Consider the following 23,239-nt stretch of genomic DNA (forward strand, 5'->3'; position numbering starts at 1 on the left):
CTTTTTTTATGCCTGAACGCAGGGAAAGGAGGATTACGGAAACAAATGATTCCGGAACTGGCACGCCACAAAAGAAAGGAGACTCTATGTCAGTCAAAAGAATTAAGAATCTTGTAAAACAACTCAATGAATACCGTCATGCCTACTACAATCAGGATGCCCCTCTGGTATCTGATGCCGAGTATGACCGACTCTTTGACGAACTGAAGGAACTGGAGGAACAGACTGGTTTCATCCTGTCAAATTCTCCGACACAGACGGTTGGATATTATCCGGTCAGTGAACTTGCCAAAGTCACCCATCCGATTCCACTGCTCTCGCTTGAGAAAACAAAACTGATTTCAGAGCTTTTAGATTTCATGAAAGGACAGGAAGTTCTCTTTATGCTGAAACTGGACGGTTTGACTACCAAACTCATTTACGAAGATGGCAGACTGATTCAGGCTTCTACCCGTGGAGATGGTGAAGTGGGGGAAGATATTACACACAATATCCCGGCATTTTTAAATGTACCGCTTACCATTCCACACAAAGAACGTCTGGTCATTACCGGTGAGTCTTTTATACCAACCAATGATTTTGAACGTCTGAAAGATACTCTGCGTGATGGAAATGGAAAACCTTATAAAAACGGACGTAATTTTGCTTCCGGATCAGTACGAAGTCTTGATCCGAAGAACTGTATCGGACGTTGTGTTCGCTTTCTTCCGTTCAATGTATTAGAAGGAATGGAGGATGTTCCCTTCCCGGACAGCAGAGCCTGCAAATTAGAAGGTTTAACACACCTGGGCTTTGGTTACTGCCCGTTTTTCTCAATTTCAGGAACCGGACTTTCAAAAGAATATGCGGAGAAATTCATTCAGGAATTGGTATCCACAGCAGCAAATTTACATCTTCCTATCGATGGCATTGTCATGATTTTTGACAGTCTCAGCTACTCCAAAAGCTGCGGAAAAACCGGACACCACTATAAGGACGGCCTCGCCTATAAGTTTGAGGATGATACCTACGAAACTTTCTTGCGTGAAATTGAATGGACACCGACCAGATTCGGAGAGATTGCTCCGGTCGGCATCTTCGATACCGTGGAGATTGACGGCTGTGATGTTTCCAGAGCTTCCCTTCATAATCTGACCTTTATCAAAAATCTGGAGCTTGTACCCGGATGCCGGATTCTTGTTTCCAAACGAAACATGATCATCCCACATATAGAGGATAATCTGGATCGTGGAAGGTATACCGACATCACGCCTCCGGTCTGCCCTTGCTGTGGTTCCAAAACCAGAACCTACAGCCGTAAGACCAGCGACGGTCGCACCGTAGAAACTCTGCATTGTGATAATCCGCAGTGCGACAGCCAGATCACAAGAAGGTTTGTCCATTTTGCCAGCAAGAAGGCAATGAACATCGAAGGACTGTCAGAAGCCACTTTAGAAAAATTCCTGAATCTGGGCTATCTGCACTCTTTTCAGGACATCTATCATCTGGAGGAACACCGGGAAGATATTGTGGCACTGGACGGATATGGTGAGAAATCTTTCGACCGCTTGTGGGAATCCATCAACGCCAGCCGGAGGACCAGCTTTGTCCGCTATCTGGTTTCCATGGATATTCCTATGATCGGCAGAACCAAAAGCCGGATTCTGGACACCGTATTTTCCGGAAATTTAACTGCATTTGAACAGGCGGCTGTCGGAGATTACGACTTCACTCAGTTAGAGGATTTTGGCGAAATCTTAAATCACAACATCCATTCCTGGTTTGCAGATGAAGCAAATCTTGATTTATGGAAAAACTTACAGAACGAATTCACATTTGAACAAAGAAAGGAAGAGACCATTATGACAAAAGAAAACAAATTTACAGGATGTACCATCGTAGCAACAGGGAAACTGGAGCATTTTACCAGAGACGGTATCAACGATAAGATTCTGGAGCTTGGTGCCAAACCTGGCAGCTCTGTAACAAAGAAAACCGATTACCTGATCTGCGGGGAAAAAGCCGGCAGCAAACTGGCAAAAGCCCAGAGCCTTGGTATTCCAATTCTTACAGAAGCTGAATTTTTGGAGATGATTGCATAACCATCTCTGCAATAGATGAGAATTATTTTGAGGTGTGGCTGAAAGGCCGCACCTCTTTTACAAAGGAGGAATTTATAATGAATCAAACAAATACAAGCAAGCGTATACCTACACAGATCAATGAATTTCGGGGAGATTATGCTTTTCTAAGCAATTTCTATCCGGCACCGGTCTCTTACATGGGACAAACCTATGCAAATAATGAAGCTGCTTTTCAAGCGCAGAAAACACTCTCTGCGAGAGAGCAACGCAAATTCTGTATTTTTCGGATGCATAATCCTTCTGATGCAAAGAAACTCGGCAGAGATCTTACATTACGCCCGGACTGGGAAAAAGTGAAAGTCCGGCTCATGTATGAAATCTGCATGTGCAAATTCATGCAGAACCCGGAACTCCGGGATAAACTTCTTGCAACCGGAGAGTCCACACTTATTGAAGGAAACAACTGGGGTGACTATTTCTGGGGCAAAGTCAATAACTGCGGAGAAAACCAGTTAGGAATCATCCTGATGGATGTACGTGCGAAGCTGCAGTGGAATGCAGAAACAGCGCCCAATAATATACCTCAATGTCTGCAATAAAGGAAAGGATGGTCTAATAGAATGAATGAAAATGCAAAAACAAAATTAGTGCTTGAGTATACTGGCATGGATGATTTTTCCTGTCCGGTATATAAGGACCAATTCGGAAAGTTGTGGAAGGATATTGACCTTGGCAAAGAGCCTGAACCGAATCTTTATTCTTTATCTTTTAACCATATTGATGGAGAACCTTCCCATCCCATACAGCAGGAGTACACATTTCATCCGGCTCCGTATCAAAGAAGTTCCTATGAATTCGAGTACCGGATGTTAAGTAAATTACAGTCTGACTGTGAATACTATCTGGGCTACGGAAATCGCAGTCCGTCTATCCTATGCAATCATAGCGTTCAAAACCATATTGCCCGTATGAAAGAATTATGGAATGGTTTTCCCACAGATCAGAAACCGGAATGGCTGACCTGGGAACAGCTTCTTCAGTACGAAAAAGTAATGACAGAAACCGGAATACCCGTGAAGAACTGCTCAGACTAGACAATTCATCATTTATCAGAAATTACCCTCTATATTATCCATTCATATTTTGATATAATAGGAACAGTTGAAAGAAAGGAGCATTTCCCATGTATCTGAAAAGAAAAGTTTACGATCAGCTTCTGGATTGGAAAAACGATACCGTCCACAGCACCTTGGAAGTGAATGGTGCCAGACAGGTCGGAAAAACATATATTATCAATAAATTTGCGGATGAGAACTTCAGGCACAAGATCTACATTAACCTGTTTGATTTGTCCGGCAAACAATTTATGGAATGTTACAAAAAAGCCACAGACTGGACTCCCGGTACAAAACGACCGGAGCAGCCGCTTCACGATGCTTTTAAACTCTTCGATCCGGATTTTGAAGATACCAACGATACAGTCATCATTATTGATGAAATTCAGGAATCCTCAGAGATATTCAACCGTATCCGAGAATTTACCCGCTATTTTCAAGCGCATTTCATTGTAACTGGAAGTTATCTGGGACGTGTACTGGAACCGGAATTCAAATTCTCCAGTGGAGATATTACCAGTATCCGTATTTATACCCTTTCCTTTAAAGAGTTTTTGGAAGCATTGGATGACCAGCTTTTTCAGAAGTATCTATCACTTCCACTGGATCATGCAGATGACACCGTACCGGAACTATATGACGAATTAAAGAATGTTTACGACATCTATAGACAGATTGGCGGCTATCCAAAGGTTGTGGAAACATACCTTAACACAAAAGACGTGGAAGCAGCTCAAAAAGAGCTTGTTAGAATCATCCGCATTTTCTTAAACGAATCTATGCGGTACTTTGATGACATCACAGATATTAGTGTTTTTACCAACATCTTTTTAAGCATCTGCCGTATTCTGCTTCGTGAAAAGAAAGGATTAGATGAGGACAGTATAAGTGAAGAACTGCAAAAGCTCGTTACAAAGAATTACTCCAGTAATCTTTCTAAAGCAACCTGCTATCGTGCTATCAACTGGCTTTACCATTCTGGAATCATCGGTTTCTGTGGCAAAATCACAGAACTGGACATCTTGAATTTCAAACCGGGAAGCCGCTGCTTCTTCATGGATCTTGGAGTTGCATATTATTATCTCTCCAGAACTGGTGCTACTGTATCAACTATGGATGGCTCATTGAACGAAAACTATGTTTACATTAACTTGTCCAAACGCCAGGAATTCCCGGAAGAAATTATCTTTGAGACACCGGCTTTTGCTACTTATAAAGGTGGTGAAATTGATTTTGTAGCTCAGACATTGAAAACTCACATCCGCTATCTGATTGAAGTTAAAGCCGGTAAGGGAACTGCATCTACTGCCTTGAAGGCATTGGAACAGGGGAAGGCCAATAAACTACTATATCTGAAAGGTGATACCAAAGGCGGAACCGTTGGAAACGTACAAACACTTCCTATCTATCTGCTAGAACAATATCATTTTTAATCAAAGAAAGAATACTTCGAGCCGCCCATCCGGACGGCTCTTTTCATCTATATTCTTGTATATTTATTTTACTAACAGCGCATCATTCTTTGAAAGAAGATATATACAGTATTGATTCATACTGATGCCTTCTTTTTTTGAGTGTTCCGCCAGATCCCGGTGTAAGCTGCGTGGCATCCTTATTTTAAACTGTCCCGAATACTCTTCCAGGCTTCCCGGTTCGTGAATCTCAATCCCTTCTTCCAGTGCAGCTTCTAACCATGCTTTTTTTGCATCCGCTGCATTTTCAACTGCCCTTTCTATCGTCTCTCCACAGGTGATGCATCCCGGCAGTTCCGGATAAGAAACCACAAATCCACCTTCATCCTTATCTTCCACAATTTCCATGCGATAGGACATTGCCAAATAATCATTCAGTGTCTTCATCGTTTTTCGCCTCACTTTCTACAATCTGCTTTACCATTTCAACATAAATTTTCTTGATTGGTTCGTGTTTCGGTATTGTTATCGGCTGGCATCCCGCTTTACGGAATGTATAATGGCTGCTCCCACTTCTCGGAGCATTTATCTCATATCCATAACTTTCTAATACTTTTCTTAGTTCATCAAAACGAAGGTCTTTCGATAATGAGCAAATTCTTGTCAATAGTTTATCCCATTTCGACATCTTTAATGCCTCCTATCTATAGTATATGTGGTGTCATATGTGGTGTCAATCTGTTTTTCATCTTTCTTGGTCAAATAAGGCTGCAGCTCTTTCTTAGCAGCCGTCACAAATTCTTCTTTTCTCGAACTTACCATATAAATCTTCCAGAGCATCAGATTCAGCTTTTCCGCATCCACTGCTTTGCATTTCTTTTTAATCATGCGGATAAACGGATAGATTACCGTATCCGATAACTTGTTCCCAGCAATCAACATCGTTCCATCCGTTCCATATACCTCATACAGACATTCCAAAATACTCCCCAAATCTGTCACCAATCGGAATGCCGGCTTTTCATATTTCTTTTTAGCTTCCATCATATGCTCCTCCTACATTCGAACCGTCAGTCCACTGAGACTCGTCTTAGGAAGCCCTACCAGATACCAGTCTTCATCCATTTCAATCCGAACCGGAATCCATGCATCCTTTACCTTCACATCAAAACATTCTCCGCAATGAAGACCTCCATAATAAGATTCAATCCCAAACCGGATATCAAATCTTCCCATTGATGGATCATAAATTAAAGTACCTATTCTCTTTTCACTCATATTTCTTTCCTCCTGAAATTCTTTGGTCTATATAAGTAATAGGACTTTAATTTGCAGAATTTGAAAGTTCCGGGTATTTTTCATAAAAAGTTTTTCGATAGCGATAAAAAGTTGAGTGCGTCATTCCCAAATTTTTACGAAGCTGTGTAGGTGTCGTTTCTCCAGAAACTACGCTTTGAAAGTTCTCATCAAAAGTTTCCTGCTTCATCACACTTGGTCTTCCATAATCATCCCATTCGCCCCGCAATTTCTTCGCTTCTATCCCTTCCCGCTGTCGCTTCTCCTTTTTCTCCAGCTCTGCCTGCGCCATAGAAGCATAAAGCTCCAGCATCATGTTATTGATTGTTTCCAGCATCATCCTTGCCATCGCATTATCCATCACAGATAAATCCATAAGCGTAGTCGGCAGTTCCAGAACCATAAGCCGCACTCCCATGTTCTTAATCCGCTGGATCTGTTGCATGGTGTCATACTTGTTTCTTCCCAGTCTGTCCAATTCTGTAACAATCAAAATATCTCCCGGCCGCAGGACATCCTCCACTAAAACGGTATATCTCGGACGATTAAAATTCTTCCCTGTCTCCTGATCCGTAAAAATATTCGTAAGTGCCATCTCATACTCGTTACAGTACCGCTCAATTTCCTGTATGCCACGGTCAAGATGCTGCTCCTTTGTACTGGTACGGTGATATCCATATATCTGCATCCACATTTCTCCTTTCCATGTCCCAAAATATCCACACTTTTATTGGTATATTTCAAAACTGTGTGTGTAACCTTTTTGAAATATAATCCCTCTTTCCGGAACGTACTTCTAAAATGTATACATTTTGGGATATGTTTCTTTTCTATTTCTGTACGTACCAGAGCCGAAAAGTGCAACAAATATGACAAAAAACTCCCAGAGGATGTTACTCCCCTGAGAGTGGTTGAAACTTATAGCCCACACCTCGGACGGTGCGGATGTAATTCCAGTTCCGTGAATCTACTTTTAACTTTTTACGAAGCTGGCTAATGCAGCACATAACCGCATTAGCACAGTCAATCGGTTCTTCCTTCCAGACATTACGATAAATCTCCTCGTGAGAGAATACCCAGCCAGGATGTTCTGTTAGATATTTTAGTACCGTAAATTCTTTCAGACTCAATTCAATCTTTTGATCATTCATAAAAACAGTATGACAGCGAATATCTATCTGTAGGTTTTTGTCTTTGTAATGCAATTTACTTTCCTCCTAATCTGTTTCACCTTATCACAGCTAATCTAAAATGCTATTATTAGACTGCCAAAACTCAAATTCAAAACCAGAGCAATGCTTTACCTGCAAATAGTCTGGTAATAGACCAGTAGAATCGCAATAGCTGCAAGAGCCAGAAACGGCAAACACATAATTACCGGGGCAGAGTGAAGTGATAAATAAGAACCACTGATTTTTTAGCATTTCAGCCGGATATACAAGCCATCCCCATAGATTGGTGACCGTTACTGTTAAAATTACAGCACTGCCTATATATGTGGCAGCTCCTTTCCGGGTAAAGTTAAAGTCGCAGACCTTTACGACCTACGGCTTAATAGTACGAAAAGACATTAACTTTTCTGTAAAAGAATTTGATGTACTTTATATGCTATATTCTAATCCAGGGATGGCTTTTACTAAACAACAGATTTATGAAGCAGTTTGGCATGAAAAAGCAAATGGTTATTTCCACGCCGTGGAAAACACTATTTTTCAAATACGCAAGAAGATAAAAAAGTATTCCAGCGACAAGAATTACATAAAAACAGTAGTTGGATATGGGTATAAATTTGAAGTTTAATCTGCAGGATATAAGGAGCACCGGGTTTGAGGGAGATTCCCCACTAAGAAAATTTCTATGTTCTGGCTACAAAGCCGGAACATAGGTCGGCATCCATCCCTGTTTCTTCCCAATCCTGCAGACCTAATAAGAAATCAGCTAGTGACTTCTTCATCAAAAGTCTTTTTTTAGAGAAATAATCCATTTTTCAATAGCATCCGCCAAAACTATCTGCTGTTGCAATACTGCCATACCAGTCTTAGGGATTTCCGGATCATTCTCTTTCTCTCGAAGATTTTCCTCCAGATAAGTTTTTAATATTTCAATATTTTCCTCAATACTGGCAATACATGATTGTTGACTTTCAGGCGGTAACTTATCCAAATTTACAATTACTGCATTAAAATCTAAAAAAAAGTGAATGGGTTTAGAGGCTGTTTCCATCATAAGCTTTACAAATTCTTTTTCGCCTTCATCTGTTAATGAATAAACTGCTTTTTCAGGCATCTTACCTTCTTTCACAATTTCTCCTTTAATGAAGCCTTTTTCCTCCAACTGAATTGCTTTTTTGTAAATGGATGGTGTACTGATTTTTACCCATTTTGATATATTACGATATTCCACTAATTTTTGAATATCATAGGCTCCCATCGGTTCCTTTTTCAATATTCCTAACACAATTAAATCTATTGTAGCCATAGTTCACCCACTTTCTATATCCACGAAAGCTATAAAATACTTACGGTTATATATACTGTAATTTATAGTATTTGATTTTATACCTCTTGTCAAGGAAATTGCAGGATACACGCTTGACAACTACTATAAATTATAGTAGTATTCTCTCACGTAGTATACTATAATTTATACTACTATAATTTATATTCTTAATTGAAAGGAGTATTTGAAATGAACAAGAATAACAACAAAATGGATTTATTAGGAAATGCACCTGTTCCCCAAGCACTAATGGCTCTTGGTATACCGATAATGATTGGTATGCTTATTAACGCTCTCTACAATTTGGTGGATGCTTATTTCATAGGAGGACTTGGCGAGAGTCAAATGGGTGCAATTTCCATTGCGTTTCCTTTAGGACAAGTAGTTGTTGGTTTAGGTCTGATGTTTGGCAATGGTGCCGCCTCCTACTTATCAAGACTTTTAGGGCGAGGAGATAGGGAAGCTGCAAGTAAAGTCGCCAGTACTGCATTATACAGCAGTGTTTGTATTGGCGCAGTTATTATTATCGGAACTGCAATTTTTTTGAAACCTATTTTAACCATGTTAGGTGCAACAGACACGATTATGCCATACGCCCTTTCTTATGGAAGAATCTATGTTATTTCATGTATTTTCAATGTATTTAATGTAACGATGAACAATATCGTTGCAAGTGAAGGCGCCGCAAAAACAACTATGTGTGCATTATTATTAGGAGCTGTATTGAATATTGGTTTAGATCCTATTTTCATCTATACTCTCGACATGGGGGTTGCTGGTGCGGCAATCGCTACAGCAATTTCTCAAATGGCTTCTACTCTTGTATATTTAATTTATGCATTACAGAAAAAAAGCGCTTTTACATTTTCCATTAAGGAATTTTGTCCTTCTAAGCAGATCATAACTGAAATTCTGAAAATCGGTATACCCACATTGACTTTCCAGCTTCTTACAAGCCTTTCTATCGCATTCATAAACCGGGAAGCTAATATCTATGGAGATGCTGTTATCGCCGGAATGGGCGCTGTTACAAGAATCACTTCAATGGGAACTCTGGTTGTGTTCGGCTTCTTAAAAGGTTTCCAACCAATTGCCGGCTTTAGCTATGGTGCCAAAAAGTTTGATCGGCTCAGGGAAGCAATTAAAACTTCTATCTTATGGTCAACAATATTTTGTGTAGTTGTGGGATTGACAATAGCCCTATTTTCCACACAGATTATTTCGCAATTTACAGAAGGCAATACAGAGATGATTTCTGTAGGTCAAAAATCGCTAATGGCAAATGGATTTTCCTTCTTCGTATTTGGATTTTACACAGTGTATTCTTCTCTGTTTCTTGCACTTGGAAAAGGCACCGCCGGATTCGTTCTTGGGGCTTGCCGACAAGGTATTTGCTTTGTTCCGATCATTCTGTTGCTCCCATCATTCTGGGGCATAAATGGAATACTATATGCACAACCGATTGCCGATGTAATTTCTGCTATTGTTACTGTGTTTATGGCTCTACATCTTCATAAAGAACTGGCAACAACAAAAGAGCATTAAAGCATCAGGCAACATAATAGATCAACACCGTCTGCCGCTTCGAACTGAGGCAATATCACCCTTCAAAAAACAATCACTCCCAGAGGATGTTACTCCCCTGAGAGTGATTGCAGCCTTTGTTTAAGATAACTTACTCAATTATCTGGAATCTCTGGATACACTGAAGCAATGTACTTACCAGTTCCTGATACAGATCTTCATCAAATCTGCCATTCACAATCGCATTCTTAATTAAAAGCGGCTTATATATCTCTAAAATCTTCAGTACCGCATCTGCATTTCCTTCTTTTGCCTTTAAAAGTAATCGTTCAAAATTCATTAGTTTTCACCTCCCATCACCTTGCGGATCTTCCGGATTGCATAATAATAAATACCCTTGCATCGCTCCTCTGATAACCCGTTTAGCCTGCTCATTTCCTCAAAAGTACGTTCTTCAAACACATGCTGGTAAATCAGCTTCCGTTCTTCATCCCGCAGCGTATGAAGCGCTTTCATCAGTCTTTCATCTGACATCTTATTCCATTCTGGATATTTCCCCTGTGCCTCCTGCAATAAAAGCTGCTCCCTCGTTTGGTTCTCCAGCAATTCTTCGATTACAATTCTTGCCTCCATCTGTCCAATATCCTCCAACAGTTCTTCTGCATCAGCCATCTGGATTTTCTTCTCCAGATAATCATGTCGTTTTCCACGGACAAACTGTATCAGATATGCTGTAAAGTGATTTTGTATCTTTGATCCTGTATATGTTTTTTTGTTCATTTGTTTTATCCTCCGAAATTTTTTATCACGTTCCAAAAAATTCCGAGGATGGCGGTGAGCGGCAACAAAACGTGACACTGCCTTCATTTTTTCGAAAAAAAGAAAGGCTGGACCACTCTATTCGTAGTCCAGCCGATACTTCTCTTTCTATGTAATTGTGTAGGATATGCGATGATAGTATCTCATATACTGCATATTCTAACTTCTCTCCGACACATTGTATGGATAAGATTTTTTTAACAGATTCAGTTCCTCTTTGGCTTTTATCTTATGCTGTCCATTCATGTCTGTCGTACTTACTTCCATGTTTCTCTATTTGTGCATGTGTTATCCTGCTTATCATAACGCACTTTAACGCATTTCGTATAGTGTTAATCTACGATAAAATATATGCATTAAGTGAGGTGATATAGATGGTGAAAAAATTATTGGGAGATGCAGTCAGGGAAGAACGTCTCCGCCGCAATCTTTCGCAAAACAGCCTTGCGGAACAGGCAAAGATTTCTTTACGGACTGTCTCTGATATTGAAAACTATATTGGCAATCCACAGTTGGAAACACTTTATGCCTTGGCAACTTACTTACATATTTCCATAGATGCTATATTTTCTAACCAGAAAACGAACCCGGATTCTACCATGCAGCAAATCATGGCAGAACTAAATTCCTGCCCGGAGGAGCAGAAACAGCTTGCCCTTTCTACACTGCGTGGACTTCTGGATGGATTCAAGAACCTAAGTTAAGGCTCTCCCGTATCCTTCATCATCTACACATTATACAAAGACAATCTGTGAGTAATCTGTGAATAGTCTGTGAGTTTTCTGTCTATTCCCATTCTGATACAAAGAACAGGAGAGTACACTGCCATAAGCATGTGTATCTCTCCTGCTTTTTTATGCCCTGCGAAATGCACTGATAGCATCCACTACATTCTGTCTCATAGTCTGATCCATCCGCAGCGGTTCTTCTTCCATCAAATCAACTTCTGTGGGCATTTCTCTATTTATCTTAGAAACGTCCTGCCCTTCCAATACCTTTCTTACTTCTTCCCGGATGATTTGCTGCATCATTGGCCGGAGCATATCCGGTTCCATGCTTATACTGCCATTACCTGTCTCATCCGTTCTTCCCGTATATGCCAGAATTGCCGCAACGATCAGTTTTGCTTTTTTCTCTGTCGTATTCAGAAGTTCTGTCACATACACGTGATCTGGATCCGACTTATCAAAACCAATAGTGAATACAAACGGATTTTTCTTTCCCATAAAATCACACTCCAGCCTGTGTCATGCGATACAAAAGATCATATCCATCGGCATTTGCTTTCATATCCCGGATAAAGGTATGTTTTCCCAACCGGTCTGCCTGCTCCAGAAATCGTTCCAGAAGCACTGCTCCGCCGCCGATAAACACCGTATAAGTAGATTTTGTATCAATGCCCCGCTCTCGGATGCTGTTCAGAAGATCGGTAACAAAATTCTGAACCATGGTTTCTACTGCCTGTACAACAGCTTCCTCATAATACTGCGTTTTTCCCTTGATGATACTGTCGATATCTGCCTCCTCCAGAAGCATGTCATATTCACTGTTAATACTGGAAATGATATCGTTATACATGGTAATCACACCTTTTTCCAGAGAATCACAATAATCCATATCCGGTCTGCCACTTCTCATCAGAAGATAATCAGAAGTAAATCCGCCAATATCAATCCCTACGACTTTCGGAATCTCACGGATTTCCATCATCCTCGTCATCATGGCTGCATAATCCTGCGGAAACGCCATTACATTCTGTATACAGAGGTGATAGACTTTATCGTTGAAGCACAGTTCCTGCACCTTCCCGTCCCCTTTGAAATAGCGTTCATATCTCTCACAAAGCTCTGCAAAATGCTTCGGCGGAAGCCCAATCGGGAGTTCCACCTGAATGACATCCTCCGGCTGGATCTGGCTTTTCTGCTCCAGCTCCATTGCAATGGCAAATAAGGTCAGAATCCAGAATCGGTTCCGGCTGTCCTGCGTCTTGTCCCTCTGGTACGGAATCCGCTTCTCACTAAGGGTATAATACTTTCCCTGATATTTCAGATACTTCTCTCCCCTGGCAGGCTTTTTATCCTGTTCCGTCAGTCCTGTGGTAAAGATAAAATGACAGGTTTTCATGTTCCGGTTCCCGTGATCCACGGCTACTCTTAATTTTTTAATCATAATGATTTCACTCCTTTGTATTTGATACTTATTCTGTACGTAGGAGGTACCTAGAGTGCAACTCTTTATAATCCATTTTCTTATTTTACCAATCAAAAAATTCAAAAAACAAAAATTAAAAATTATCTTTTTTAATTTTTTAAATAAATGCAACCGTTACAATATTTACTGTGTATCTTATTACAAAGGGAACCTTGGAAAGGAGTCGTGTACATATATGAAGGCTTATAAAAAAATAATCAGTTTTATCCTAACACTCGTTATGATGCTGTCGCTAAGTGTTAATGTTTTTGCAGCAGAGCCGCTTACAGATGACCCTAATATGATTGAATGGAAGTACACTGTGTTTGCTGACGAAAGCCTGCAGAAAGTTGTTGAAGAAGGTGTTATTCCAAATGCATATGCCCGATATACTTGGCGCGGAATCACATTGAAAAATGGCGAAGTCGCCATATTAACACCATCAAATAACAGTATGGGACTTTATTGTAATAGCGGCAGATACATAACTATAAATTACACTTTGAGCCGTTCTGCTTTTCATCGTTCAAGAGTACGCGCATACGTAGCTGGACCTTCATCAGAATTTGTGCGTGAGATTACAGCAAGTGGTTTGCGTTCAGGATTTACGACACAGGCAACAGATTACTATTACGGCATGGTAACTAATCTGTTCTCTGATGCCTTTACAATCAAATCATTTTCTATTACATTTTAATAGTGGAAAATATTTCAAGTGCTGGTGAGTACTTATCCTGATTTTAATTGAAGCTTTTTAACTTGGTTTCTCGGTTCCCTTTTTTGAAAATACACATTCCCATTATTAAACCACTGCTATAGTATTCACTGAATTTATGAGGTAGAAGCATGTTATTTAACATAGATGAGAAACAACTGATGCTCGAACTAAAAAATAAAGATGAGCGCGCTTTAAAAATATGTATGAACAAATACTACAGATATGTTGTATACATAGTCGAGAATATTATTGGAAGTGCTTTGCCATATGAAGACAAGGAGGAGGTCGTGTCTAATGTTTTTGTAGCTCTATGGAATTACAGTGCAGATTTAGGGATTATCGAACTGGTTTATATTGTGTTACAAAGTGTTGTAAAGCCCGGAATTACAGGCTTTTTTAAAATTGACTTACATATAAAGTGTTATATTTATTTATCCTGATTTGACCGAAATTTGCCCCGAGATTCTTTGTTTGGATTTGTTTGAAAATAGTTTGATAAAAATAAAATAGAATGAAATATTTGAAATAAACATAAAAAAATATAGACAAAATAGGGAATAAGATATAATATTAAAGTAAATATATAATCTAAGGAGGAAGGATATTTATGAGAAAAATTTTTAAACGATTTGCTTCACTTTTGACAATCTTTATATTGACTATTATGTCAATAGTTCCTGTCCATGCATCGGAGAATACTTCTGTTGTAAATGTTACGGATGATTTGGCGATACAGATGGCAGAACGTTTTGCAAAGGGAATAGGAGAAAATAGCAATATTGTTGCTAATAATCCGAGAAAATTTTATGATACAACAGGTCAAGCTATTGGATATATTGTAAATTACAATTTAGAAAACAAACCATATGGATATGTAGTTTTTGATACTACGTGTGAATCTTTGATATCAGAATACTCATTTGGTAATAATTCAGCAAATCCATATGAGGTGATTTATCAAAGTGAAGCAAATGTATTTAGTGAAAAAGCAAATACCTCTGAAATATATAAAATAGCTCCGTTTGAATATGGTATTGTTGATAATTTGGGAAAGATTAGAACGAATTATGGTGAAACATTAGAAAAAACAGTACTGTCCTTGAATGAGAGTAGGGGAAAAGACCCAGCTACTTGGGATGAGGTTTTGCTAGATATTGATGAAGTTTATGAAAACTACACGCTTGTTTCAACAAATCATCTTCAAGAATTTATTTCCTTTAATGAGCCGTATATAGAAAGTGTAACAGGACATTATGCATGTGCAGTTAGTGCATTATTAGCATGTGGTGCATATTATAATGCTGTTGATTATACAGATATTGCAGGTGATTATATGGATATTTGGGATTCAACAGGAACGACAGTTTCATCGGAGAGTGGAGGAATAACATATGGTTCAACAACTATTGGCAATATTGGACCTGGATTTGTGGACTTTTGTGCTGGAAAGAATGTTTCTGTAACACAAAATACTGACTATAGTCCCAATTATAATTTTTTCACTAATTGCATTGATAGAGGAGATATAGCAGTTGTCCATTGTGGTATAATTAGCAGTGATACTGGAGAACGTGCGGGGCATTCAATGGCAGCAGAGGGATATGCAACTTTGCGAGCATATAATTCTGGAAATACAGTACATACATTGATGGTATTTGATGGATGGGGGGATACAGTACGTTATTTGAATTTTGATTTTGATAGTTGGACAGACATATCGGGGACTACATTTAATGGATAAGAAACGATTGATTTTGTTAATCATACTTTTGCTTGCAATAGTATTAATTGTGCTTGGCGTAAAAGGAAATGTTTTTAAGGAGAATCGTCAAAATATGGAGTTGCGTTCTAGTGGAGATGATAATTCTCATTGGTTTCATTTGAGTGGGGTTGTTGTAGAGAAAACTTTTGATACACTTTTAATAGAACTAAATGAGAAGGAAGAAAGTAGTCTATTTTTTGATACGACAAAAGTTAGTTTAGATTGTACTAAGTGTAAAGGTGATCTAGAACAAGTATCAGAAGGAAATGTTATTAAATTTTATTTTTTTAAGTATAATATTGATGGTGAAACGGTAAAAATTGAAAGAATAGTAAGATAAAAGTATAAGTAAGAGTTCTGCTATCAGAACATTATTATTAGTGAGGTAAAGGAACAAGGCGAAGCCGAGACGCCGTAGGGCAGTCCTTTACGGAACGGACACAGCCAATACCATCATGATACATAAGAGGACTTGAAAGGTCACAAACCTTGCAAGTCCTCTTGTTTATCTTATGGGTTACTTCTGTCGGATTGCATTTTCCAATAGACCGCTTCTTTCGTGGCTTCTCGGAAAAAGCTATCCTGTCTGGTATATGACAGATGTTCATTCTGGATATAAGCGTCTGATTCGCAATCATATTCGTAAGGGATTACCTGTGCTGTTCCCTGTTTTTCATCAATTCCATAGATAATTACTTTGGAATCTCTCAATGCCAGTCCGAGTGTCAGAAAGCCGGAAGTGAAATAATTGTTGTTGTGTGGAGCGGTTATGCTTTTCAGTGCATGAAAGAAGTCTGCTACTTCCTCAGTCTGTCCATTCTCAAAAGCCGGAATGATATGTAAGGTGTTGTTTGCCTTATCTGCATATGCCCGGCAGACCAGAACGGAAGAATCCGCTTTTTGTATGATACCGTCAAAATAATCGCCGGAGTATGCAGTTGGCTGATAGAAAATGGCGGTTTCTTTTGTTGTAAGGTTATGATAAGTCAGAAAGCCGTTTACAAGCCGGACAATCTCGATATCATCCCCGTAGGTAAATCCGTTCTGCTCTAAAAGAGAATAGAAAGTTCTGGTAAATTCTTCCGGCAGTTCAATCCCCAGTTTTTCTGTGATAAGCATATCTACATATTCTTTAAATGAACCATACAGAAGTTCATTCAGCGTCATATTGCCCAACGTGGCAATCTGCTTCAAGCGTTTCTCATTGGGAAGATTCACACCCTTTTCCCAACTGTTTACAGAGCCTTTCGGGGCATTATCTATGATTTCCCCAAACTTCTGCATACTGTAACCGTATTTCTTGCGTATCTGTAAAATTCGTTTTCCTACTGCTTCTTTATTCACAAACATATGCACACCTCGTTTCTGTTTTCATCATAACACAAGATAAGGATAAATGTAAGGGTAAAATTATAATAAGTTATAAAAAGATATAGTTAAGCGTTTGAAATACAAAAATAAAAAGTAAGGGAAAAAGTAAAATAATTGTTGACAAGAAGAAAAAACAGGTCTATGATGAGGTTAAGAGGTAAGGAGAAAAGTAATGAAATAAATATAGACGTGGATATGAAAAGGACTTGTCACACTTACCAGACACTCATTCACCATGATTTCAAAAAAGGAGAAATGTAGCATGCAGATTACATTGACAAAAGAACAGGTCAGAGAAGCGTTCGGGGAACTCCGTTACATGGGAGCAGACTACTGCTACAAGTATGATAAGGAAACCCGGAAGAAAACCGAGGAAGTGGAAGCATTGAAACTTCACCTCGGAAGCATGAAACTTGGAAACAGCGTAGATATCCGTCTGGAAGCAACAGAACTTCCAAAGGTAGAGCCTTACACAGTGGTAGAACTAGAAGAAGCGGTATATGCCCCTTATGTGCAGAGAGGAAACTTCCCGGTATTGGTGGACAGAATCTCCTGCAAGGGTATCCGTGTTGTTACCGGAAAAGGAAACGTGTAGAGACTGTTCCCGGAAATTCTCTGCGGACTGCTCCGTACAGCGTGAAAGGAGCAAAGGGAGTAGAGAAGTTCCGGGAACGTGGCGAAAGCCACGGCATACTACGAAAGGCAGGGATGATGATAACAGAGGTAATGAAAATTTCAGAACCCCCCTATACTAACAGGGGGGTAACTCGTCAGAAAGAAGATTTGACAGCACTGATTGACTGGTGTCAGATTACTGTCAAAGGTGTAGACGTGTTCATAATCATAGAAGATATCTTGCGGATTCCACTGAGTTTTATGGAACTGCATGGTAAGGAAAAAGGAATTGCTGGACACGAACTGATAGCAAGATTTGACAATATCAAGATTCTGAAACCGACAGGAAATGCACAGTATGAGGGATTTCAGATTCTTATGAGTGGTTCGGGGTGCAGGAATTATGAAAATTTCCTTATGATGAATAAGGAAACATGGTTTGATTTTCTGGAAAGAGTTTGCAGATACCCGGTGAATTTTCCGAGGATAGACTTGGCAATCGACGATACAAAGCCTTATCTGTCTATCCCGGAATTGATTCGTCTGAAAAACGAGGGGCTGATATCTAGTCAGTTGCGTGATACAGCAGAGAATCGTTCTGATAGACTGAAAGAGGATGAAATAGAAGCGCAGGGAAAAACACTATATCTCGGCAGTAAACACAGTGATTTTCGGATTACATTCTATGAAAAGGGATATGAACAGGCAGAAAAGTTCGGAAAAGAACTCAACCCGGACTGGAACAGATATGAACTTCGATTCCGGCACAAAAAAGCGGTCAGATTAGTAGAAGAACTTCTGAAAGACAGGGATGTGGCACGGATTGCGTTGTCTGTATTAAACGAGAAAGTGCGGTTTTTACAGAAGCCGGAAAACAGCACGGTTACAAGAAAACGGCTTTATCCTACTTATCCCCCGTGGGAAGAACTCATGCAGGATGTAGGGAAGATAAAGTTGACCATGAATCCAGAGAAAAAGACACTGGAACGAACATGGCAGTGGCTGAACGTAGCAGTTTCGCCCTCTTTAAAGCTAATGGATAAAATCGGAAAACTGGATAACAGAGATTATATCCGCCAGCTAATAGAACGGGGGCAGATGAACGAAGAACAACAACGCATATATGAGGACTATAAAAAATCTTTCCTTTTGAGGGAAGAAGAAAGGAGAATCTTTGACAGAACATACACAGAAAACGATACAGACAAAGAAAGCCCTTACAGTGAATGAAGCGTCAGAGTATACGGGAATTGGAAGAAATAATCTGCGAAAGCTGATTACATGGCAGAAGATTCCGGTCATAAGGATTGGAAATAAGATTCTTATACGCTCTGAGGTTTTAGACCAGTTTTTGAAGAAAAACGAAGGGCATAATCTGAAAAATAAATATGAAGTAATTGCAGTATAAACACAAATAAGCATATAATACTGTCAGACCAGTTCTGATAGTCCTTGCACGGAAAGGAGCGTGCAGATTGGGCAAGGACTTAAAAGGAAATCCATTACCGCCGGGAATTATGCAGAGAAAAAGCGGAATTTACAGAGGGCGGTTTTATTACAAAGGAGAAACGTATACAAAAGATAATGCGGACTTAAAAAAGTTAGTTCAAGAAATGGAAGATTTACGCTATGAAGTCAAGCATGGGTTGAAAGGAAAGGGCGATAATATCACTCTGGATACATGGTTTGATATCTGGCTGAATACCCATAAGAAGCGGACTATCAAGGAGAGTACACAAGTACGTTATGATGATTTTTACAGACGTTACATAAAGAAGCAGATAGGAAAACAACGTGTGGCAGATTTTAATCCGATTATTTTGGAACGTCTGCTTCAGAATATGGCAGATGATGATTACAGCACAAAGACTATACGGGATGTGTATAATATTCTCAATGCTATGTTCAAATATGCAGTGCATAACAGGATTCTTACATTCAACCCATGTGCAGGAGTGGAAGTTCCCAAAACAAAGACAAAACAGATACGGGTACTGACTGTGAAAGAACAACGGGAAGTATTGGAACACGCAAAGGAGAGAATACACGAGAATCTCATACAGGTAGCACTCGGAACGGGAATGCGTGGCGGAGAACTGCTTGGGCTTACATGGGATGATGTAGATTTTCGGAAACGGGAAATTTCTGTAAATAAAACGTTGGTGTATATCAAAGATAAGGAAACAAAGAAGTATGTATTCAAGTACCAGACACCAAAGACAAAGAACAGTATACGGACGATTCCCATGCAGGACAGTGTGTATAAGGCTTTAAAACGTCAGTGGATTCAGTTGAAAGAAATGCAGTTGTCAGCTAGTGAATGGCAACCATTAGAGGGATTTGAAAATCTTGTGTTTGTTGGAAAGAACGGAAAACCGATTACAGAACACACCTTTCAAGTGACGTTAGACTGGATAGAAAAATCTATCAATAAGGAACGAAAAAAGCAGGCAGAGAAAAACAAGACAGTGTTTATACCGATTCCGCATTTTTATCCACATGCACTTCGTCATACTTTTGCAACGCGTTGTTTTGAAGCCGGGATTGACGCAAAGGTAGTACAAGGATTCCTCGGACATTATTCCATAGCAATCACACTGGATTTGTATACGCACGTCACAGATGATAAAGCAAAATCGGAAATGGATAAATTACAGAATTTGTATAAGGAAATCATATAATCAGAACAAGAATAAGAAAGAGAATAGAAAAGGTGCAACATTTCTTTAGAAAATTATTTGACCGAGATTTGACCGAAGCGGATTTTGCAACAAGTACAGAACAGCGAAAACCCGCTAACCACAAGGGCTAACGGGCTTCGTTGTTTTATAGTTATCTAAAGGAATGAGATACAGATAACTACAGCACATTCAAACCCTATTTAGGAACAATCGCAAGAAACATGGCAAAAAACGCATTACGAAAAACCTCTAAGATGCATTTTGAAAATTACGAAGATGCGTTTCAGGTTGGAACGAACGAACATATTGAATACGGGCCGTTAAAAGAAGAAGTAATCAAATGCTTAAAAGAAAGCATATATGAACTATCAGTTGACGAAAGAAAATGTTTTATCTCGTACTACTATTACACTAAGACAATCGCTGTAATAGCAGAAGAAACCGGATTAAAAGAATCTACAGTAAAATCCAAACTGTTACGCGGACGTAAAAAATTAAAACTAAAAATGGAAAAGAAGGGATTTAGATATGAAGACTGTAAAATTTTCTTTGAATGAGTTAATGAGTGAAATTGATGAATCTTTTATTGAGGAAGTGTATTTTCATGATTGCAATAAAATACTGAAAAAATATTCCAAACAAAAGATACGTCAAAATGTATTTTGTAAAACAGCTTCAAAACATAAGCCTTTAAAGTTCACTTATAGAACTGCAATTATTGTAACTGTGGTTTCAGTGTTTTTGTGTATGCCTGTATATGCTGCAATCAGTCATCTGTTAACATCGGCTTTAATTGATGACAGCAATCGACATTTAATCGGGACAGAAACCAATGATAGAAGCTACATCATATTAAAAGACGGTGTATATACCAATGAAAAGGGGAAAGTTGTTGATATTGAGGAATTAGCCAAATCTTCATCAGAATTTCCTGAAAGCAGAATTGTTAAAAGCAGTCTGATGCCTAATTTCATACCATCATCAATAGTAGAGATTCCTACTGATAAATCAGATGAAATGTATATCATTCCAGAAATAATTCTAATCAACAATTCACTTTGTGTACTTACACAAGACAATGGAAAGGGATGGGAACTAACTGATAAAGATAATATAGTCATTTCGTTTGATAAATATAAATCAGACATTACAGTATCCCAAGATTTGATTATCGGTTATGTAAAAGACGGGATAATGTATGAAGGAGAAGTGTTCGATGAACTGAGTGGAAAATATAGTTTCTCACCAGATGAAAAAGGGGAATATTTTTTCTATCTGCTTAGCGGAAGTTCCGATTATCTATCTCTTAAAAGCGGTAATCTGGAGGTAAATTAAATGTTGCTTTTGCGGGACTTCAGCATACCAATTAACTTTAGTATAAGGACAGGAAGACCTCTTCCGTACAGGAATAGGTCTTCTTGCTGTCTCCGTGCATGCTTTAAAGTATAAATAGGCTTTAATCTGGATACAATTTCAACTGCATCGTTGATACACGCTGTGTTTATCTCGTTTACTGTATCATTCATAAGAATTTAATTGGTTATGTTTATTGTGATGATAGAGTAGCCTTTGTTTTGAACATCTTCCTTGAAAGATTTGTAAACGATACTGTAGATTATCATATTCATTATGTCGGCGTAGATTCTTTAGATGAAGAATGTATTGAATGCAGAAAATACTCTGATTATTGTGAACATATTTTACCTGCTTTCTGGATAGATGACGATTTTTGTGAATAATGAAACACTGGTGTTTGGTTATTCAAAATTTAAGCTGATAGATACTGGTGTTAAGTATATTAATCCGAAGCATTTTTCCGTAAAAAACTTTGTAAAGTATTGCAGATTCAATAAAGAGTGAAATTACAGTAAAATAAAAGATAGTTTTTTCGTTCCTTTGTTATGCCATTGTTCTACGCCGGAATCTTTTCTGCCATCTCCGGCAGGCACTTCTCAAATAATTCCCGATATCTTCGATACCCTTCATCCCGGAGTGGACCTTGCAGTGATGTCAGAGACCAAAGGAGAAGCTCTTCCTCTTCCACAGCATACGGAGAGGTATAGACAAATTTTTTCCCGTCAAAATGCGGTTTTGATAACTTCAGTATTTCCGTAATCTCTCCTTTTGTTTCCGCCTGCATAATCATTTCCACTTTCTTCCGATGGAACTCGCAGACGATGCTCTCCAGAAATCCCTGCTTCAGATAAAATTCCGCCCTTCTATAAAGTTTTACAAGAGCCTCCACTCTTTCATCAAATAACTTGTCCTTTTCACTGACTATCATCTGTGCCAGTGCGTTTGCATGTTCCATAACCAATGCTGTTCCCATTACATTTCCTCCCATAATAAAAGCTGGCATAAGAAATTTCTTCTCACACCAGCACGATTCTTTTATTCCTCTGTGATGATCTCACTGCTTAATTTTCCATGTACCAGATAGCGATAATTCCGTCTGGAATTGACACAGGTAGACAGCGTAACTATCCGATCCGTTGCCGACAGCTCGGTGCCGGTATCATAATCCCTATAAGAAGACACCGTATCCAGAAACGTCTGAAAATCTTCCGCTTCCGGGAAATGATACCTATATCCCTCACTTCCGGTTCTTCCCGCATAGCAGGAAAAGATACGATACTTGAGGATCTTGTCCGGCAAATAGAGATAAAACTCCGGATGTTGTTCAAATAGCTCTTTGTCTTGGTACTTATCCAGAGTTCCGAACATGCTCCCGTTTTTCATATTATGCCCGTACACGATCGTATTCTGATCCGTAAAGTCCGGCTGATTATGGCAGTCCACAAAGATGCTCCCGTTGATATTGGATTCTCCCGAAAAAAGGTGATGAAGATAATATGCATTATCTTTCCCCTGTACCACTGGATAACTGATATCCAGTGCCGGAATCTGAATCCACGCTATGACATCCGGATTAACCGCTTTTAAACCTGCAAAATCAATTTCCAGATACCTATTCTTAGGTTCCTCCTTTTCTTTCTCAGGCTCCGGTGATTCTTCTTCCTCTGGTTCCTGAACATATTCCTGCAGTTTCTCGTAACTTACGTCCCCTTTCTGATACTTCAGATAAGCACCAAAGAGTTTTCCTGCCGCTGCGAGAAAAACAAGCAACAGGCAGATAATGAGTCCTGCAAGAACCGTATTTCCTTTTTTTCTCAT

The 23,239-nt window shown here is 39.1% G+C and carries 30 protein-coding genes and 1 pseudogene; 17 read left to right on the forward strand and 14 right to left on the reverse strand.

Annotated elements, in window-relative coordinates:
• Positions 1-86: 86 nt before the first annotated feature.
• From ligA to PG840_RS05825, 4 genes are all read left to right on the forward strand, one after another.
• Positions 87-2,081: an NAD-dependent DNA ligase LigA gene (gene ligA / locus PG840_RS05810; protein WP_040015507.1), complete on the forward strand. Its 1,995-nt coding sequence runs from the start codon at positions 87-89 to the stop codon at positions 2,079-2,081.
• 77 nt (positions 2,082-2,158) lie between these two features.
• Positions 2,159-2,662: an NADAR family protein gene (locus tag PG840_RS05815; protein WP_023921566.1), complete on the forward strand. Its 504-nt coding sequence runs from the start codon at positions 2,159-2,161 to the stop codon at positions 2,660-2,662.
• Positions 2,663-2,683: 21 nt separating this feature from the next.
• The gene (locus PG840_RS05820; RefSeq protein WP_005333427.1) at positions 2,684-3,157 is read left to right on the forward strand and encodes an LPD11 domain-containing protein; all 474 of its coding nucleotides are present in this window, start codon (positions 2,684-2,686) and stop codon (positions 3,155-3,157) included.
• 89 nt (positions 3,158-3,246) lie between these two features.
• A complete protein-coding gene (locus PG840_RS05825; RefSeq protein ID WP_005333425.1) occupies positions 3,247-4,611 on the forward strand; it encodes an ATP-binding protein in 1,365 nt (454 codons plus the stop codon).
• Between the two features lie 63 nt (positions 4,612-4,674).
• Here PG840_RS05825 and PG840_RS05830 read toward each other — a convergent pair whose 3' ends face one another.
• The 6 genes from PG840_RS05830 to PG840_RS05855 form a co-directional block, all read right to left on the reverse strand.
• The gene (locus PG840_RS05830; protein ID WP_005333424.1) at positions 4,675-5,037 is read right to left on the reverse strand and encodes a type II toxin-antitoxin system HicB family antitoxin; all 363 of its coding nucleotides are present in this window, start codon (positions 5,035-5,037) and stop codon (positions 4,675-4,677) included.
• Positions 5,021-5,278: a type II toxin-antitoxin system HicA family toxin gene (locus PG840_RS05835; RefSeq protein ID WP_005333422.1), complete on the reverse strand. Its 258-nt coding sequence runs from the start codon at positions 5,276-5,278 to the stop codon at positions 5,021-5,023. The genes PG840_RS05830 and PG840_RS05835 overlap by 17 nt, the downstream gene beginning before the upstream one ends.
• Positions 5,279-5,280: 2 nt before the next feature.
• Positions 5,281-5,637 carry a hypothetical protein gene (locus PG840_RS05840; protein ID WP_005333420.1) on the reverse strand — a complete coding sequence of 119 codons (357 nt, stop codon included), beginning with the start codon at positions 5,635-5,637 and terminating at the stop codon, positions 5,281-5,283.
• A 9-nt stretch (positions 5,638-5,646) separates the two neighbouring features.
• Positions 5,647-5,868 (reverse strand): DUF5348 domain-containing protein, encoded by a 222-nt coding sequence (locus PG840_RS05845; RefSeq protein ID WP_005333419.1) that lies wholly within the window; start codon positions 5,866-5,868, stop codon positions 5,647-5,649.
• 46 nt (positions 5,869-5,914) lie between these two features.
• Positions 5,915-6,574: a recombinase family protein gene (locus tag PG840_RS05850; protein ID WP_118709376.1), complete on the reverse strand. Its 660-nt coding sequence runs from the start codon at positions 6,572-6,574 to the stop codon at positions 5,915-5,917.
• 205 nt (positions 6,575-6,779) lie between these two features.
• Positions 6,780-7,091 carry a winged helix-turn-helix domain-containing protein gene (locus tag PG840_RS05855; RefSeq protein ID WP_023921561.1) on the reverse strand — a complete coding sequence of 104 codons (312 nt, stop codon included), beginning with the start codon at positions 7,089-7,091 and terminating at the stop codon, positions 6,780-6,782.
• Positions 7,092-7,383: 292 nt separating this feature from the next.
• On the opposite strand from PG840_RS05855, the gene PG840_RS16920 reads away from it, so the two are divergent.
• The gene (locus tag PG840_RS16920) at positions 7,384-7,686 is read left to right on the forward strand and encodes a winged helix-turn-helix domain-containing protein (RefSeq protein ID WP_226861513.1); all 303 of its coding nucleotides are present in this window, start codon (positions 7,384-7,386) and stop codon (positions 7,684-7,686) included.
• Positions 7,687-7,839: 153 nt separating this feature from the next.
• Here the strand turns inward: PG840_RS16920 and PG840_RS05865 are convergent, their stop codons facing one another.
• Complete coding sequence (locus tag PG840_RS05865) at positions 7,840-8,364, reverse strand: PadR family transcriptional regulator (RefSeq protein WP_005333410.1); 525 nt, start codon at positions 8,362-8,364, stop codon at positions 7,840-7,842.
• 210 nt (positions 8,365-8,574) lie between these two features.
• Here PG840_RS05865 and PG840_RS05870 point away from each other — a divergent pair, with 210 nt between their 5' ends.
• On the forward strand, positions 8,575-9,930 hold the full coding sequence (locus PG840_RS05870) for an MATE family efflux transporter (protein WP_005333407.1): 1,356 nt from the start codon (positions 8,575-8,577) through the stop codon (positions 9,928-9,930).
• 130 nt (positions 9,931-10,060) lie between these two features.
• Here the strand turns inward: PG840_RS05870 and PG840_RS05875 are convergent, their stop codons facing one another.
• Together PG840_RS05875 and PG840_RS05880 are read right to left on the reverse strand one after the other, a co-directional pair.
• Positions 10,061-10,249, reverse strand: a complete 189-nt coding sequence (locus PG840_RS05875; protein WP_005333406.1) for a helix-turn-helix domain-containing protein — start codon at positions 10,247-10,249, stop codon at positions 10,061-10,063.
• On the reverse strand, positions 10,249-10,689 hold the full coding sequence (locus PG840_RS05880) for a sigma factor-like helix-turn-helix DNA-binding protein (RefSeq protein ID WP_023921559.1): 441 nt from the start codon (positions 10,687-10,689) through the stop codon (positions 10,249-10,251). Before PG840_RS05880 ends, PG840_RS05875 begins: the two co-directional genes overlap by 1 nt.
• 413 nt (positions 10,690-11,102) lie before the next feature.
• Here PG840_RS05880 and PG840_RS05885 point away from each other — a divergent pair, with 413 nt between their 5' ends.
• The gene (locus PG840_RS05885; protein ID WP_005333402.1) at positions 11,103-11,432 is read left to right on the forward strand and encodes a helix-turn-helix transcriptional regulator; all 330 of its coding nucleotides are present in this window, start codon (positions 11,103-11,105) and stop codon (positions 11,430-11,432) included.
• 150 nt (positions 11,433-11,582) lie between these two features.
• On the opposite strand, the gene PG840_RS05890 is transcribed toward PG840_RS05885, so the two are convergent.
• Positions 11,583-11,954 (reverse strand): hypothetical protein, encoded by a 372-nt coding sequence (locus tag PG840_RS05890; protein ID WP_005333400.1) that lies wholly within the window; start codon positions 11,952-11,954, stop codon positions 11,583-11,585.
• A 4-nt stretch (positions 11,955-11,958) separates the two neighbouring features.
• Positions 11,959-12,897 (reverse strand): ParM/StbA family protein, encoded by a 939-nt coding sequence (locus PG840_RS05895; RefSeq protein WP_020436706.1) that lies wholly within the window; start codon positions 12,895-12,897, stop codon positions 11,959-11,961.
• A 217-nt stretch (positions 12,898-13,114) separates the two neighbouring features.
• Here PG840_RS05895 and PG840_RS05900 point away from each other — a divergent pair, with 217 nt between their 5' ends.
• The 4 genes from PG840_RS05900 to PG840_RS05915 all read left to right on the forward strand — a co-directional run bounded on the left by PG840_RS05900 (position 13,115) and on the right by PG840_RS05915 (position 15,738).
• Positions 13,115-13,615, forward strand: coding sequence for a hypothetical protein (locus PG840_RS05900; protein WP_270613419.1), 501 nt, complete (start codon positions 13,115-13,117; stop codon positions 13,613-13,615).
• A gap of 149 nt (positions 13,616-13,764) precedes the next feature.
• Positions 13,765-14,076 carry a hypothetical protein gene (locus PG840_RS05905; protein ID WP_109215048.1) on the forward strand — a complete coding sequence of 104 codons (312 nt, stop codon included), beginning with the start codon at positions 13,765-13,767 and terminating at the stop codon, positions 14,074-14,076.
• A 167-nt stretch (positions 14,077-14,243) separates the two neighbouring features.
• Positions 14,244-15,377 (forward strand): hypothetical protein, encoded by a 1,134-nt coding sequence (locus PG840_RS05910; protein WP_004844113.1) that lies wholly within the window; start codon positions 14,244-14,246, stop codon positions 15,375-15,377.
• Positions 15,370-15,738: a hypothetical protein gene (locus PG840_RS05915; protein ID WP_004844112.1), complete on the forward strand. Its 369-nt coding sequence runs from the start codon at positions 15,370-15,372 to the stop codon at positions 15,736-15,738. The genes PG840_RS05910 and PG840_RS05915 overlap by 8 nt, the downstream gene beginning before the upstream one ends.
• Positions 15,739-15,908: 170 nt before the next feature.
• Here PG840_RS05915 and PG840_RS05920 read toward each other — a convergent pair whose 3' ends face one another.
• Positions 15,909-16,748 (reverse strand): helix-turn-helix domain-containing protein, encoded by an 840-nt coding sequence (locus PG840_RS05920; protein WP_004844111.1) that lies wholly within the window; start codon positions 16,746-16,748, stop codon positions 15,909-15,911.
• Positions 16,749-17,031: 283 nt separating this feature from the next.
• On the opposite strand from PG840_RS05920, the gene PG840_RS05925 reads away from it, so the two are divergent.
• From PG840_RS05925 to PG840_RS05950, 6 genes and pseudogenes are all read left to right on the forward strand, one after another.
• The gene (locus PG840_RS05925; protein WP_009244196.1) at positions 17,032-17,364 is read left to right on the forward strand and encodes a hypothetical protein; all 333 of its coding nucleotides are present in this window, start codon (positions 17,032-17,034) and stop codon (positions 17,362-17,364) included.
• A gap of 131 nt (positions 17,365-17,495) precedes the next feature.
• Complete coding sequence (locus tag PG840_RS05930) at positions 17,496-18,614, forward strand: replication initiation factor domain-containing protein (protein ID WP_242853877.1); 1,119 nt, start codon at positions 17,496-17,498, stop codon at positions 18,612-18,614.
• Positions 18,607-18,792, forward strand: coding sequence for a helix-turn-helix domain-containing protein (locus PG840_RS05935; protein WP_004844108.1), 186 nt, complete (start codon positions 18,607-18,609; stop codon positions 18,790-18,792). The genes PG840_RS05930 and PG840_RS05935 overlap by 8 nt, the downstream gene beginning before the upstream one ends.
• 67 nt (positions 18,793-18,859) lie before the next feature.
• The gene (locus PG840_RS05940) at positions 18,860-20,065 is read left to right on the forward strand and encodes a tyrosine-type recombinase/integrase (protein ID WP_009244191.1); all 1,206 of its coding nucleotides are present in this window, start codon (positions 18,860-18,862) and stop codon (positions 20,063-20,065) included.
• Between the two features lie 194 nt (positions 20,066-20,259).
• Positions 20,260-20,622, forward strand: a pseudogene (locus PG840_RS05945) (RNA polymerase sigma factor); the annotation flags it as partial.
• A complete protein-coding gene (locus PG840_RS05950) occupies positions 20,594-21,400 on the forward strand; it encodes a hypothetical protein (RefSeq protein ID WP_005333388.1) in 807 nt (268 codons plus the stop codon). The pseudogene PG840_RS05945 and the gene PG840_RS05950, both read left to right, overlap by 29 nt.
• 577 nt (positions 21,401-21,977) lie before the next feature.
• Here the strand turns inward: PG840_RS05950 and PG840_RS05955 are convergent.
• Complete coding sequence (locus PG840_RS05955; protein ID WP_020436703.1) at positions 21,978-22,394, reverse strand: hypothetical protein; 417 nt, start codon at positions 22,392-22,394, stop codon at positions 21,978-21,980.
• A gap of 62 nt (positions 22,395-22,456) precedes the next feature.
• The gene (gene srtB / locus PG840_RS05960) at positions 22,457-23,239 is read right to left on the reverse strand and encodes a class B sortase (RefSeq protein ID WP_117887981.1); all 783 of its coding nucleotides are present in this window, start codon (positions 23,237-23,239) and stop codon (positions 22,457-22,459) included.

The sequence above is a fragment of the Coprococcus sp. AM97-35 genome, from assembly GCF_027697525.1.
In the GTDB taxonomy this organism is placed as follows: Bacteria; Bacillota; Clostridia; order Lachnospirales; family Lachnospiraceae; genus Allocoprococcus; species Allocoprococcus comes.